This is a genomic window from Pseudoalteromonas sp. Isolate3, from assembly GCF_022398505.1.
Taxonomy (GTDB): domain Bacteria; phylum Pseudomonadota; class Gammaproteobacteria; order Enterobacterales; family Alteromonadaceae; genus Pseudoalteromonas; species Pseudoalteromonas apostichopi.
The window spans coordinates 1-13,418 of the sequence record NZ_JAKEVN010000036.1; the positions used below are offsets into that span (position 1 = coordinate 1).

12 protein-coding genes are annotated in these 13,418 nt (G+C 41.2%); 7 read left to right on the forward strand and 5 right to left on the reverse strand.

The features are described 5' to 3' along the window. The first annotated feature begins 196 nt into the window (after window positions 1-196). From rpe to trpS, 3 genes are read left to right on the forward strand one after another with little or no spacing between them, the layout of a single operon-like run. Window positions 197-883 carry a ribulose-phosphate 3-epimerase gene (gene rpe / locus L1D46_RS09320; protein ID WP_167658718.1) on the forward strand — a complete coding sequence of 229 codons (687 nt, stop codon included), beginning with the start codon at window positions 197-199 and terminating at the stop codon, window positions 881-883. Continuing rightward, on the forward strand, window positions 880-1,545 hold the full coding sequence (locus L1D46_RS09325) for a phosphoglycolate phosphatase (RefSeq protein WP_130049787.1): 666 nt from the start codon (window positions 880-882) through the stop codon (window positions 1,543-1,545). The genes rpe and L1D46_RS09325 overlap by 4 nt, the downstream gene beginning before the upstream one ends. 50 nt (window positions 1,546-1,595) lie before the next feature. Further along, the gene (gene trpS, locus L1D46_RS09330; RefSeq protein ID WP_130049786.1) at window positions 1,596-2,600 is read left to right on the forward strand and encodes a tryptophan--tRNA ligase; all 1,005 of its coding nucleotides are present in this window, start codon (window positions 1,596-1,598) and stop codon (window positions 2,598-2,600) included. A gap of 127 nt (window positions 2,601-2,727) precedes the next feature. Here trpS and L1D46_RS09335 read toward each other — a convergent pair whose 3' ends face one another. Both L1D46_RS09335 and L1D46_RS09340 read right to left on the reverse strand, forming a co-directional pair. After that, window positions 2,728-3,621: a TraB/GumN family protein gene (locus tag L1D46_RS09335; RefSeq protein WP_130049785.1), complete on the reverse strand. Its 894-nt coding sequence runs from the start codon at window positions 3,619-3,621 to the stop codon at window positions 2,728-2,730. 55 nt (window positions 3,622-3,676) lie between these two features. Beyond that, window positions 3,677-3,868, reverse strand: a complete 192-nt coding sequence (locus tag L1D46_RS09340) for a hypothetical protein (RefSeq protein ID WP_130049784.1) — start codon at window positions 3,866-3,868, stop codon at window positions 3,677-3,679. 277 nt (window positions 3,869-4,145) lie between these two features. Between L1D46_RS09340 and L1D46_RS09345 the strand changes: the two genes are divergently transcribed. Then, the gene (locus L1D46_RS09345) at window positions 4,146-4,391 is read left to right on the forward strand and encodes a hypothetical protein (protein WP_130049783.1); all 246 of its coding nucleotides are present in this window, start codon (window positions 4,146-4,148) and stop codon (window positions 4,389-4,391) included. A gap of 14 nt (window positions 4,392-4,405) precedes the next feature. On the opposite strand, the gene L1D46_RS09350 is transcribed toward L1D46_RS09345, so the two are convergent. Both L1D46_RS09350 and uvrA read right to left on the reverse strand, forming a co-directional pair. Next, on the reverse strand, window positions 4,406-5,464 hold the full coding sequence (locus tag L1D46_RS09350) for a hypothetical protein (protein ID WP_130049782.1): 1,059 nt from the start codon (window positions 5,462-5,464) through the stop codon (window positions 4,406-4,408). A 12-nt stretch (window positions 5,465-5,476) separates the two neighbouring features. Beyond that, window positions 5,477-8,296 (reverse strand): excinuclease ABC subunit UvrA, encoded by a 2,820-nt coding sequence (gene uvrA / locus L1D46_RS09355; RefSeq protein ID WP_130049781.1) that lies wholly within the window; start codon window positions 8,294-8,296, stop codon window positions 5,477-5,479. Window positions 8,297-8,459: 163 nt separating this feature from the next. Here uvrA and L1D46_RS09360 point away from each other — a divergent pair, with 163 nt between their 5' ends. The 3 genes from L1D46_RS09360 (at window position 8,460) to L1D46_RS09370 (ending at window position 12,518) form a co-directional block, all read left to right on the forward strand. Continuing rightward, a complete protein-coding gene (locus L1D46_RS09360; protein WP_130049780.1) occupies window positions 8,460-9,827 on the forward strand; it encodes an MFS transporter in 1,368 nt (455 codons plus the stop codon). A gap of 20 nt (window positions 9,828-9,847) precedes the next feature. Then, window positions 9,848-10,537: a single-stranded DNA-binding protein gene (ssb, locus tag L1D46_RS09365; protein WP_054563349.1), complete on the forward strand. Its 690-nt coding sequence runs from the start codon at window positions 9,848-9,850 to the stop codon at window positions 10,535-10,537. A 253-nt stretch (window positions 10,538-10,790) separates the two neighbouring features. Next, window positions 10,791-12,518, forward strand: coding sequence for an EAL domain-containing protein (locus L1D46_RS09370; protein ID WP_239977444.1), 1,728 nt, complete (start codon window positions 10,791-10,793; stop codon window positions 12,516-12,518). On the opposite strand, the gene L1D46_RS09375 is transcribed toward L1D46_RS09370, so the two are convergent. Continuing rightward, entirely contained in the window at window positions 12,515-13,414 is a 900-nt protein-coding gene (locus L1D46_RS09375) for a pyridoxal-phosphate dependent enzyme (protein WP_233786783.1), read from the reverse strand. The genes L1D46_RS09370 and L1D46_RS09375 overlap by 4 nt on opposite strands. Window positions 13,415-13,418 lie beyond the last annotated feature (4 nt).

Consider the following 13,418-nt stretch of genomic DNA (forward strand, 5'->3'; position numbering starts at 1 on the left):
TATTTGGGGTTGTCAATGCAAGTAGCTGAATAGAGTTATTGTTCAATTTTTGATTAAATTCACTTTAATTCAATAAGCTAAAAGGACTAGCCTTAAGTAATAGCCTCTTAACAGTCAGCTGTGGTGTTTTAATCAGCTGTCGATTGGGTTACATTATGCGCTCTTCTTGCAGTCGCAAATTATGATGGAATCTTTTATGTTGGAAACATTACAAAAGTATTTAATTGCCCCTTCTATTTTATCAGCTGACTTCGCCCGTTTAGGTGAAGATGTTGATCGTGTAATTGCAAGCGGGGCTGACGTTGTACATTTCGATGTAATGGATAACCACTATGTGCCAAACTTAACCTTTGGCCCAATGATTTGTAAAGCACTGCGCGATTACGGCATCACAGCTCCTATTGATGTGCACCTTATGGTGAAGCCTGTCGATCGCTTAATTCCCGACTTTGCTGATGCAGGCGCATCTATTATTAGCTTCCACCCAGAGGCGAGTGAGCATATTGACCGTACTTTACAACTAATAAAGGATAGTGGCTGCCAAGCAGGACTCGTGTTTAATCCAGCTACGAGTCTTAGTTATCTTGAACATGTGCTTGATAAAGTAGATGTGGTGTTATTAATGTCGGTTAACCCAGGTTTTGGCGGGCAAAGTTTTATTCCACATACTCTCGAAAAGCTTCGCCAAGCGCGTAAAATTATTGATGATTCAGGTCGCAATATTCGTTTAGAAGTTGATGGTGGTGTGGGTGTTGATAACATTGCTAAAATAGCAGAAGCAGGAGCTGATATGTTTGTATCTGGTTCTGCGATTTTCAATCAACCAGATTACAAAGCGGTCATTGATGCAATGCGTAGTGAACTTGCAAAGGTTGAGTCATGAAATACGATGCGGCTTTTTTCGATTTAGATGGCACCTTAGTTGATAGTGTTTATGATTTATACATTGCGATGAACCTGACTCTAACTGACCTAGCATTTCCGGTTGTTACACAGAAGCTAGTTGAAAGCTGGGTAGGTAATGGTATAGAAACGCTCGTTAAACGCGGTTTGAGTGGCGATATGCAAGTCAGTGAGCATTTAGATGAAGCTCTTACTGAGCGAGCTATTAATTTGTTTTATCAGCACTATGACCAAGTTGTGGGTGACTATAGTGCGCTTTATCAACATGTAGAAACAGGGCTTGCTGCACTTGCTGGTATTCCTAAAGTGGTGATCACCAATAAAGCACGTCGTTTTACCGAGAAGCTACTTGATAAACTCTCACTGACCAGTCATTTTCAATTGATTGTGTGTGGTGATGATATGGCAAAGAAACCATCACCTGAGGCTTTACAATTTGCTTGTCAGCAACTCGATGTCAGCCCAGCCAAAGCGGTTATGATAGGCGACTCAAAAAGTGATATTTTGGCAGCAAAAGCTGCTAATGTTGACGTTGTCGCGCTCGGTTATGGCTATAACCAAGGTGAAAACCTTGCTGATTTCAATCCAGAGTACCTCTGCGAGAATTTCTTAGATATAATACCCGTTCTTACTCAAAGGTAAGAGCATTTTAAATTCGTCTTTTTAGTTTAGTAAAAATATAAAGGAACATCATGAGTAAACCAGTAGTGTTAAGTGGCATTCAGCCAACCGGTGGTATGACAATAGGCAACTATGTTGGCGCTATTAACCAGTGGCTTAAGCTACAGGAAGACCACGAAAGTTTCTTTATGTTAGTAGATTTGCACGCCATTACGGTTCGCCAAGATCCAGAGCAACTACGCTCGCGCGTACTTGACGGTATTGCGCTATATGCTGCATGCGGTATCGACCCAGAGAAAGCTGCGTTATTCGTACAGTCTCAAGTGCCAGAACATGCACAGCTAAGCTGGGTATTAAACTGTTATGCTCAAATGGGTGAGCTTAATCGTATGACGCAGTTTAAAGATAAATCATCTAAGCATGCTAATAACGTAAACGTGGGATTATTCTCTTACCCTGTACTGCAAGCTGCTGATATTTTGTTATACCAAGCAGATCAAGTACCAGTAGGTGAAGATCAAAAGCAACACCTTGAGTTAACTCGTGATATCGCAACACGTTTTAACAACCTATACGGTGATGTGTTCAAACTGCCTGAGCCGTACATTCCTGAGTTTGGCGCACGTGTAATGAGCTTACAAGATCCGCTTAAGAAAATGTCTAAGTCTGATGAAAATCCAAACGGTTACATTATGTTATTAGATGAGCCGAAGAAGATTGAAAAGAAACTGAAAAAAGCAGTAACCGATTCAGACGAACAAGCACGTATCTACTTTGATCGTGAAGAAAAGCCAGGTGTATCTAACTTACTAACTTTATTATCTGTGGCTACTAAGCGCTCAATTGAAGACTTAGTACCTGAGTACGAAGATAAAATGTATGGTCACCTGAAAAAAGACACAGCAGCAGCTGTTGTTAGTATGATTGAGCCGATCCAGACACGTTTTAAAGAAATTCGCGAAGATCAGTCACTGCTTGATAGTATTATGAAATCAGGTGCTGAAAAGGCGAGTATTCGCGCTGAAAAAACATTAAAAGCAGTATATGACGCTGTTGGTTTTATCCCGCGTCCGTAAGCTATTACTTAAGTCACATATAAAAATACCGCTTTTAAGCGGTATTTTTTATTAAAAGCTAAGCACAATTAAAACAGTAAACAAACAGATAAGTGCTGCGGCGGTTTTGTCGGTTTTTTCCATTTTCTTATTCCTCATCTGTATTCAACTGCTTAATTTCATAACCTTTATTTTTTAACAAGGCTAATAGGCTATCTTCTCCGGCCAAGTGAGCTACGCCAACGACTACCAGCTCTTTTTGCTGATCAGTTAAATAGTGCTCAATATGATTAAGCCAATTCAAATTGCGTTGCTTTATGAGTATTTGATAAGTGTGGGGATCATGTTCTTTCAATGGCATGATGATAAGCTCATTCATTGCCCGCATATTGCCGTTTCGCCATGCAGCGAGCATGGCAATATAATCATGCTGATAGCGAGAAATTTGCGTTAACTGTGATTCAATAAAGGCATTTTCGTTTTGGCTGCCTAATTCCTTAAATAGATGTAATTGATAAGCTAAGCTTTCAAGGTAGGCTAATTTTTTGCTATCTTTTTTAGCTAATTTAGTAAGGTAGCTATCGACACCTTCACCCAAAAGCGATTGCTTTTTCAGCTCCAACGACATCATCAACAAACCCACCATAAACGGGCGAAAGCTATCGAATTCGCTGAGTTGCATGTCATAGCGGTTTAGTTGCTCTTCTAATCGTTGCTTCACGTGTGCTGTCAGCTTGCCACTTAAGGTTTCACCCGCTGGGTAGCTGAGAGCTTTGAGCATTGTCAGTTGTGCCGAGCTATTGCTTGGTGCTGGCATATTAGCTTCAAGTACTAAGGTATCTGCCAGATGATAAGCCTGATTAAACTCTGCAGGTAATGGTATCTCTTTCGGAGGCAAAACATGAATTGAGCCAGCAATGTAAATATATTTATCACCTTTACTTACCAGCCAAACAGCACTTTTAGCAATACTAAATTCACATATTAATAAGCCTGATACTGCAATCGATGAGATGAGTAAGTGTCGAGTCAGTGTTTTCATTACTTAAGCCTGTTAATTAGATGAAGCTTGCCCAGTATATTGGACAAGCTAGATATTACTTATTGAGCTGTTGCTCAATTTGGTGATCAATTTTATTGTTCATTTGTTCAATAGAAGCCTCGATAGAGGTCTCTAATTGCTGATTTAGCTTTTGGGCATTTTGACTATTTAATAAGGTGTTTGGTGATGTAAAAACAATTACCGTTACTGTTAGAAGTGACATCATTTTTAAAACTGAGCTGGTCATAATTTAATTCCTTTAATTGGTTGGTTAGTTTTATCAGCGAAGCAAAATTGGTTGGTAGCCCGTTGATGGAAACTACAATAGCGAGGAAAATAGTGAGAGTCGCTTATCTACATCTAAGCGATTTATTTATAAGGTTCTAAAAAGTTAATCTTTTTAATTTCAATGTTTTATGTCTAATCCTTACGGGGTTAAATAAGGTTTTATTGTCTATTATTTTTGAGTCTGTGCATTTTGATGCTAGTGTAGGTGTATTAAAATAGGAACTATTAGTTTTGGTATGGGCTTTAAAGTAAAACATTATGCGGCTAAAACTGTGGCTGCGAATAGCTCATTAGAATGGGAGCTAATTTTAACTGAACTTATTATTGGTAGCCTTTGCGCAGCCTTCGCAAAGGTCGGCTATGACGCAAGCATGCTGCTTATTTTTATACCCAACTTAGTAATCGCCTTAGTTTGCTTTGGCTTTATTGGGCTTTCGGTATTTCATTTCATCAGAGAAAAACGCAGTAAGCCAAGCGAGTAGTATTGATTGCTGCGTTACTTTGCTACTGGAGTGACACCAGGTGAGTCACACGCAATGACTTCAAATCGATAGCCGTATTCGGCATTGTGATCCGGGGTTACTTGCACAATTTCATAATCATTCAGCTCAACAGTTTTACTGCTCTGTGATTTTAAACAGCGAGAATAGCTATCAGCCTCAAAGCTATAAGCAAACATAGCAATTAAGCGTTTACTCCTTTCAAAGTAACCCTTAGTGTCTAAAAACTGACGTAGATTTTGCGCAGTTTCGCTATCACCTTCAATATCTACATCTCGCCTTAGAATCGGCACAGAATTGCTGCTGTCTGGTAATTGCTGCTCTATTTTTTCACTGAGTTCTTCAACTGCTTTTTGCTGATCAGTAGGTGTCTCCTCTGCAATAGCTTTGCTATCTGCAAAACTGCTGACAACATCGTCTACCACTTCTTCAACTGGCTTGTCGTCAATAAACGAAATTAGATTAATAAATACGACTGACGCTAATATAAAACGCAATATAGCGGTTAACAGCGGTGAGTAACTTTGGCTAATAAACTTAATTCGCTCAGAACCAAACGGTTTTATCAACAAAAGAATAAAAATATAAAAAGGTAAAAAAAGTTGAAATAACAACAATGTAACTAAGCTAATGCCCATAGCCCAAGGGGGTAAATATAAGAGGGTGGCAAAGTTATGTGTGTAGTTAAAATGACTGGCAGAAACATGTGTTACATCATTTACAATACCGCTCGCACTGGCTAACACAAAATTAGCGACACTGGCGTAGAATATTAAAATCAGTGCTTTACCAGCAAGCGAATGCCAAAGCTGATTAAACTTGGGCCAAAATTCAATAACTAACGCAACAATTGTGATAGAGGCACTTAGCCAGCCCGATTGCACAACAATCAGGCTGCTTAATGCTAAAAGATAAAGCTTTTGTGCGGTACTTAAGTTAAACCAAATAGCTTGTAATCGTTCAACCAGCCTTGTTCTATGTGGCTGCCAGCTACGTTGCTGTTGTTGAAACTGTTTATTAGCGCGCCATTTTGCAATTTTTAAATACCTACGCACGCAATTTCCTTTTTAAAGTAGTGGTTTTAAATATCTTCCGGTGTGTGAGCGCTCACAATCGGCGACATCTTCAGGTGTACCTGAAATTAAAATTTCACCACCGCCTGAGCCACCTTCTGGGCCTAAATCGACAATCCAGTCTGCGGTTTTGATCACGTCAAGGTTATGCTCAATAACAACAATGGTATTACCATGATCGCGTAAGCGGTGAAGTACTACTAATAATTGCTGAATATCGGCAAAGTGTAAACCAGTAGTTGGTTCATCAAGGATATATAAGGTTTTGCCGGTATCGCGTTTTGAAAGCTCACGAGCCAGTTTCACACGCTGCGCTTCACCACCAGAGAGGGTTGTTGCAGCTTGACCTAAGCGAATATACGACAAGCCCACGTCCATTAAGGTTTGCAGTTTACGTGCAATAGCCGGAATTTTATCAAAATATTCACGGGCATCTTCAACAGTCATTTCGAGTACTTGGTGAATGTTTTTACCTTTGTATTGTACTTCAAGCGTTTCGCGGTTGTAGCGCTGACCTTTACACACATCACAAGGAACATACACATCAGGTAAAAAGTGCATTTCTACCTTGATCACGCCATCGCCTTGGCAAGCCTCACAGCGACCACCTTTAACGTTAAAGCTAAAACGACCGACTTTATAGCCTCGCGAGCGGGCTTCTTGAGTACCTGCAAATAGCTCACGAATACCGGTAAATATACCGGTGTAAGTTGCAGGGTTTGAGCGCGGAGTACGGCCAATTGGGCTTTGGTCAATATCAATGACTTTATCAAAATGATCTAGACCCTTGATTGACTTATACGGTGCCGCCTCTGCGGTAGTTGCGCCATTTAACTCTGTATGAGCCAGCTTAAATAAAGTGTCGTTGATAAGCGTCGATTTACCTGAGCCTGATACACCTGTGATACAGGTCATTAAGCCAAATGGAATACGTAAATCAACGTTCTTTAAGTTGTTACCTGTGGCACCAAATAGCTCAAGCCATTTGTCGTTGGTTTGATGGCGAGCCGCTGGCACTTCAATTTTCTTCTCTCCAGAGAGATACTGACCTGTGATTGAATCTTTGCTCGCTAAAATATCGTCATGGGTACCTTGTGCAATCACATGGCCGCCATGAACACCCGCACCTGGGCCAATATCGATAATATGATCCGCAGCGCGAATGGCATCTTCGTCATGCTCAACCACGATCACCGTATTGCCTAAATCACGTAAGTGAATAAGGGTTTTTAGCAGGCGATCGTTATCGCGCTGGTGCAAACCAATTGATGGTTCATCTAATACGTACATAACACCAACAAGGCCAGCACCAATTTGGCTTGCTAAACGTATACGCTGCGCTTCACCACCTGACAGAGTGTCGGCACTTCGTTCAAGCGATAAATAATTAAGGCCCACATTAATTAAGAAAGATAAACGATCGCGAATTTCTTTGAGAATTTTATCGGCAATTTGTGCGCGTTGACCAGTTAAATTCAAACCATCAAAAAATGCCATGCTTTCACCAATGCTCATAGTGGTGATGGCTGGTAGGTTTGTTTGGCCAATAAATACGTGGCGAGCTTCTTCACGTAATCGAGAGCCATGACAGCTCGGGCACGCTTGGCTTGTTTGGTATTTAGCGAGCTCTTCGCGAACCGAGTTTGATTCGGTTTCACGGTAGCGGCGATTCATATTATTCAAAACGCCTTCAAACTCATGGTTACGAGTAATTAAATCACCACGGTCGTTACGGTAGTTAAAGGCAATTTTGGTTTTGCCAGAGCCTTCAAGAATAACTTTTTGCGCATCTTTACTAAGTTCTTGGAAAGGCACTTCTAGGTCAAACTTATAATGCTCTGCGACTGCTTGCAGCATTTGAAAGTAATAAAAGCTGCGTTTGTCCCAGCCTTTAATTGCACCGCCAGATAAGCTTAGCTCTGGATTTTGCACAACACGGTTTGGATCAAAGTACTGGCGTACACCTAAACCATCGCAACTTTGACACGCACCTGCTGGGTTATTAAACGAGAATAAGCGAGGCTCAAGCTCACTCATGGCATAGCCACAAGTAGGGCAGGCAAAGTTAGCTGAAAACAGCATGTCTTCGCTAAGTGAGTCGTCCATTGCCGCTACATGGGCAATACCACTCGACAGCTCAAGGGCGGTTTCGAATGATTCAGCTAAACGCTGTTGTTGGCCATCTTTTACTTTAAAGCGGTCAACGACCACTTCGATGGTGTGCTTTTTATGAAGCTCAAGGGTAGGTGGATCAGATAAGTCACATACTTCGCCATCGATACGAGCGCGAATAAAGCCTTGGCTTGCTAGTTGTTCAAGCAACTTAACATGCTCACCTTTGCGATCTTTGACGACCGGCGCTAACAGCATTAGCTTACTGCCTTCAGGTAGGGCTAAAACAGTATCAACCATTTGGCTGATGGTTTGTGCTGCAAGAGGTAAGTCGTGAGTAGGGCAGCGTGGCTCACCTACACGGGCAAATAATAAACGTAGGTAATCGTAAATCTCGGTGATAGTACCAACCGTTGAACGCGGGTTATGCGACGTTGATTTCTGCTCAATAGAGATAGCAGGCGATAAACCTTCAATGTGATCCACATCGGGTTTTTCCATTAGCGATAAAAACTGTCTTGCATACGCTGACAGTGATTCAACATAACGACGTTGCCCTTCTGCATACAAAGTATCAAACGCTAAAGACGATTTCCCTGAACCAGATAGGCCAGTGATAACTATCAGCTTATCACGGGGAATGGTTAGGCTGATGTCTTTTAAATTGTGCGTACGGGCGCCTCGGACTTCAATGTTTTCCATGCTATCTCGTTTTATTACCTAATTATTTTTTCAGTATCTCATAATACGCGATAAGATTAATCCTTGATCAAAGAAAAAATCATCACTTACAGGTGATTATTTAGTTTTCGCTTGTGGTAGAATCCACGCTCAAATTTTAAATAGACAGCAAGATCAGTAATTCATGACAGCATCTTCACTCAACTCTCGAGAAAAACGCGCTGCCGTTTCGTTGGCGAGCGTATTTGCATTCCGTATGCTTGGCCTATTTATGCTGATGCCAGTATTGGCGATTTATGGTCAGCAGTTGGAAGGGTTTTCACCGCTTTGGATTGGCTTTGCTATTGGTGCTTATGGTTTAACACAAGCTGTTTTGCAAATCCCAATGGGTTGGTTGTCAGATAAAATTGGCCGTAAAAAAGTCATTATAGGTGGCCTTTGTGTGTTTGCTCTTGGCTCTGTGATAGCGGCAACGGCTGAGTCTGTGCAAATGGTTACGCTAGGGCGCGCACTACAGGGGATGGGGGCAATTGCCAGTGCGTTATTAGCGCTTGCTTCTGATTTAAGCCGTGATGAACAACGCCCGAAAGTGATGGCTGTAATCGGTATGTGTATCGGTATGAGCTTTGCAGTCGCCATGTTACTTGGGCCAATTGTCGCTGCATCTTGGGGAGTCGCTGGGGTATTTTGGCTTACTGCTGGACTTGCCATTTTAGGTATTTTAATCGTGTTATTTTTAGTGCCAAATGCTGTTAGTAAGGCACCAAGAGGTGATACGCTAGCGACAGTTGATGACATTAAACAACTCATTAAACACCCACAATTAGCGCGCCTTGATTTCGGTGTAATGCTACTTCACCTTACATTAACTACCGTATTTGTAGCCTTACCAGGGCAGCTTATAAAAGATGGTTTAATTGCAGATCACCATTGGTACTTATATATCCCAGTGCTGTTTTTAGCGTTTTTCTTGATGGCACCGATGATGATTGTGGCGATTCGTAAAGAAAAAGAAAAACAAGCCTTTATTGGCTCAATCGCGCTACTTGTTTTAAGTATGTTAGCGATGTCGTTATGGGTTGATTCGGTGATTGGCATTGGCATTTGTATGCTGGTTTATTTTATTGCTTTTAACTTTTTAGAGGCAACCATGCCTGCACTTGTGTCGCGTATTGCCCCTGCAAACCAGAAAGGTTCTGCGATGGGGGTATTTTCATCTACGCAGTTTTTTGGTGCCTTTTTAGGTGGTTTATTAGGAGGTTACGTTGCTCAAGCATTAAGTGCGCAAGCAGTGTTTGCGGCGGCGGCACTTGTTGGGGTAATATGGCTTATCCTTGCTTGGAATATGCAAGTCCCACCAAGAAGTAAAATAATTAGCTTAATGACTGAATTAAGTTCAGAGCAGCAGGCACAAGCGCTTGCTTCTCGTCTTGTTGCTTTACCGGGCGTAATTGAAGCAACGGTCGTCTGTGATGAAAATCGCAGCTATTTAAAGATTAATGATAAAGAATTTGACCTAGACCAAGCACGCAAAGTGGCTGGTTTAATCTAACGTTTTATAGGAGAAGTTCCATGGCACGCGGTGTGAACAAAGTTATCTTGGTTGGTAATTTAGGCCAAGATCCAGAAGTACGTTATATGCCTAATGGCAATGGCGTAGCGAATATCAGCATTGCTACGACAGATAGCTGGAAAGATAAAAACACAGGGCAAATGCAAGAGCGTACTGAATGGCACCGTGTCGTGTTATTTGGCAAACTAGCAGAAGTTGCTGGTGAGTATCTTCGCAAAGGTTCACAAGTGTACATTGAAGGTCGTTTACAAACCCGTAAATGGACTGATCAATCAGGCCAAGAAAAATACACCACAGAAATCGTGGTAGACATGGGCGGTCAAATGCAAATGTTAGGCGGCCGTGGTGAGCAACAAGGTGGTGGCTATCAAGGTGGTCAATCACAAGGTGGTTACCAAGGTGGTCAGCAACAAGGTGGCGGATACGGCGGTGGTGCTCAGCAATCACAAAGCAATAATAGTTATGCTCCACAGCAACAGTCTGCGCCAGCACAGCAGCAACAGCGTCCGCAACAGCAATCTGCACCACAACAACAAAGCAATAACCAATATGGTGGCGGTTATGGTCAGCAGCAAAGCAGCGCACCTCAACAAGGTGGTTTTGCTCCTAAGCCTCAAAATGCACCACAAGGTGGCGCATCAAATCCAATGGAACCACCAATCGACTTTGATGACGATATCCCGTTCTAAATGACCAGACACCGTTAAGTGTTTGCAATATTTTAAACCCAGCCTAGTAGCTGGGTTTTTTATTTGCATAACACTCCGTATCACTACTCTTTAATTGAGTCGTGTTGGTTACAAAATAATTCTCATTAACTATTATTGCTAGGTGTTTAAAATTACAAAACTTTTGACAGCGCTGGTTATAGGATTTTTCTGATCTTGCTTTAAATCGCCCTGCAGCCTTGTATTTATAGGGTTCTTGGACAACACTTTGTATATGTTTAAGCAACTAACCTGTGAAATGAAACGAGATTTAACTTCACAATTCAAGCAACCGGTGGTCATCTATATGATGGCCGCGTTTTTGCTATTGGTTGTTTTTAATATTTTCTTAAGTGATGTGCTGCACGACAAAGTGCATCGCACAGGGACTGAGCTTGCCAAACAGGTTTATGAGTTAAATCTCGACCCAGTTGCCTCGCAAGATATTATTGCTTCATTAGCTAAGAGCCAAGGCTTTGCTGTGAGTGTCAGTGACGTACCCTCTAACTTTGCAAATTTTATTAACCTTGAACAAGAGGTGTTTAGCTATAAAACGGTTAATCTACGTCTTTTTCATTGGCCTTCTTGGCTGGTCGAAAGCCACTTATTTATTTTCTTAAATTTAATCTTGCTTGGAGCAGGGTATTGGGGGGTTCGCTGGTGGAAAAAAATGTTCAAGCAATTGGCTGTCGTAGATAAACCAATAATTAATCCAACTAAGAAGCCGAGTATTCAGTCGGCGACAAAAAAAATAGCATCGCCAAAACCTTTAGGCCATCAAGATTTGAATATTTTGTATGGTGTACCCACAAATTATAATCACTTGTTTGCGTTGTTTTTTTGGAAGAACCCATTTCCTGCCAACCTCGACGTTGATAATTACTTTAAATTAGTAATAGCTAAAGGGTTTGGTGAGCTTGTAAATCGTTCTGTTAAATTGTTGCCATCTGGTGGTATTGCCGTGACCTTAAATAGTGTACCTGCTACTGAAGTCGACAAATACACTAAGCGATTACATCAAGTTATATATCAAGCTTGCTTAAACTACCGAAGTGACTTGTCTCGCTCTGATATTAAAATTGGCGTATGTAATTACCGTACAGGCGCCGATCAGGCCGTTGTATATCAGCTTACGAAATCGGCATTAGCATTGGCGAAACAAAGTGCTTGGCAGCATATTCACCGCTTGCCTTTTGGTCATACACAGTCAAGTATTTTGGCTGATAGCAAAGAGCACCTTTTTGAATATATAAAGAAAAAGCATTTTATGTTGTTTTTTCAGCCGTTGTTTGACTTACAAACAGGTGACATTTTGCAGCACGAGGCATTGATCCGCATACGCCATAAAAACTTAGGTTTGTTGGCTGCGCGGCACTTTATTCCGCACATGAGCAGTAAAAAAGATGTCTTGCTGTTGGATAAAACAGTGGTTTCGCAAGTGAAGAAAATGCTGGTGAACGAAACTGGCACATTAATAGTAAGCATCAATTTGCATGCAATGAATTGGTTTAATGATGAGTTTTGGGTTTGGTTTAAACAGCAAATGGATGATTTTAATTGTACAGAAAAATTGCAATTTGAACTCAGTGAAGATGATTATTTAAAACAACATAAAAAGCTTAGTGCACAATTTGAATGTTTAGAAACACTGTCGGCAGGTATTGTTATCGATAATGTTCGCAGTGCAGAGCATCTAGCAACTTATAAAAAAAATATCAAAAGTGTACGCAGTATTAAGCTGGCGTTTGAGCTTATTCACAATATTGATACTAATACTCAGCAACAAAAAACCGTTAAACAAATAATTACTAAAGGCACAGAATTAAACTTTCCAGTGTATGCGGTTGGGGTAGAAACTCAAAACGAACTCGCTACCTTGAAAAACCTAGGTGTAGTAGCTGCACAAGGTTTTTACTTTGCAGAGCCATTGCAAAGGCTGGCTGATATTACGCCTCATAGTTAGTCTATTAGCCTTCGATATTTAAGGCCATCTAAACCTTGCAGCCCACCAGTATGGACAGCAATAATGCGCGTTCCTTCACTAAAATAACCTTGTTCAATTAGTTGCCAAACGGCATAAAGCATTTTACCGCTATAAATAGGTTCAAGTGGGATTGCGTGTTGCTTAGTAAACGTTTGACAAAACTGCCACAAAGTATCGCTAAACTTTCCGTAGCCACCATCATGGAAATCGCAAAGCAGCTGCCAGTTTTGCTGTAGCATTGCTTTATTGCTGAGCTGCTTTATTTCCTCAATTAAATAGTGAGCTTGCTTTAACACTGCCACACCTAATAACTGAGTATGCTCTGGCATACCTTCAATTAAGCCCGCTAATGTGCCACCACTACCTGTTGGACAAACAAGCACATCACAACTTGGTAAGCTCTGTGCTAACTCTTTGCAGCCTAAAAGCGCTGCTGCGTTGGTGCCACCCTCGGGTAATATGTACGCATTAGGAAACTGCTTTTGTAATTTTGCCAAATAAGTTTGATCGTGCCTTGAACGGTAAGTAATACGATTAACAGGGTGCAAGCTCATACCACATTGTTTAGCGTAATTTAGTGTTGGGTTTGCTTCATCTAATTCGGGGCCGCGGATAATACCATGGGTTTTAAAACCAAATAGTTTGCCTGCAGTGGCCGTAGCATGGATATGATTTGAAAACGCACCACCAAAAGTGAGTAACTCAGATTTCCTCTGTTGTTTCATAGCATCTAAGTTAAATTTTAACTTACGCCATTTATTGCCACTAATTTGTGGGTGAATGAGATCATCACGCTTGATACTAAGGTGAATTTTACGTGCAGTTAGTAATGGGTGATTAACAGTTTGTATTGGTGATTCAAAGAAAGTGTACACGGTA

Coding starts and splice junctions, on each gene's coding strand:
- L1D46_RS09335 (WP_130049785.1), bottom strand. CDS start 3,621: ATGAAAACACTGACTCGACACTTACTCATCTCATCGATTGCAGTATCA.
- L1D46_RS09340 (WP_130049784.1), bottom strand. CDS start 3,868: ATGACCAGCTCAGTTTTAAAAATGATGTCACTTCTAACAGTAACGGTA.
- L1D46_RS09360 (WP_130049780.1), top strand. CDS start 8,460: ATGACAGCATCTTCACTCAACTCTCGAGAAAAACGCGCTGCCGTTTCG.
- trpS (WP_130049786.1), top strand. CDS start 1,596: ATGAGTAAACCAGTAGTGTTAAGTGGCATTCAGCCAACCGGTGGTATG.
- L1D46_RS09345 (WP_130049783.1), top strand. CDS start 4,146: ATGGGCTTTAAAGTAAAACATTATGCGGCTAAAACTGTGGCTGCGAAT.
- ssb (WP_054563349.1), top strand. CDS start 9,848: ATGGCACGCGGTGTGAACAAAGTTATCTTGGTTGGTAATTTAGGCCAA.
- L1D46_RS09370 (WP_239977444.1), top strand. CDS start 10,791: ATGTTTAAGCAACTAACCTGTGAAATGAAACGAGATTTAACTTCACAA.
- uvrA (WP_130049781.1), bottom strand. CDS start 8,296: ATGGAAAACATTGAAGTCCGAGGCGCCCGTACGCACAATTTAAAAGAC.
- L1D46_RS09325 (WP_130049787.1), top strand. CDS start 880: ATGAAATACGATGCGGCTTTTTTCGATTTAGATGGCACCTTAGTTGAT.
- rpe (WP_167658718.1), top strand. CDS start 197: ATGTTGGAAACATTACAAAAGTATTTAATTGCCCCTTCTATTTTATCA.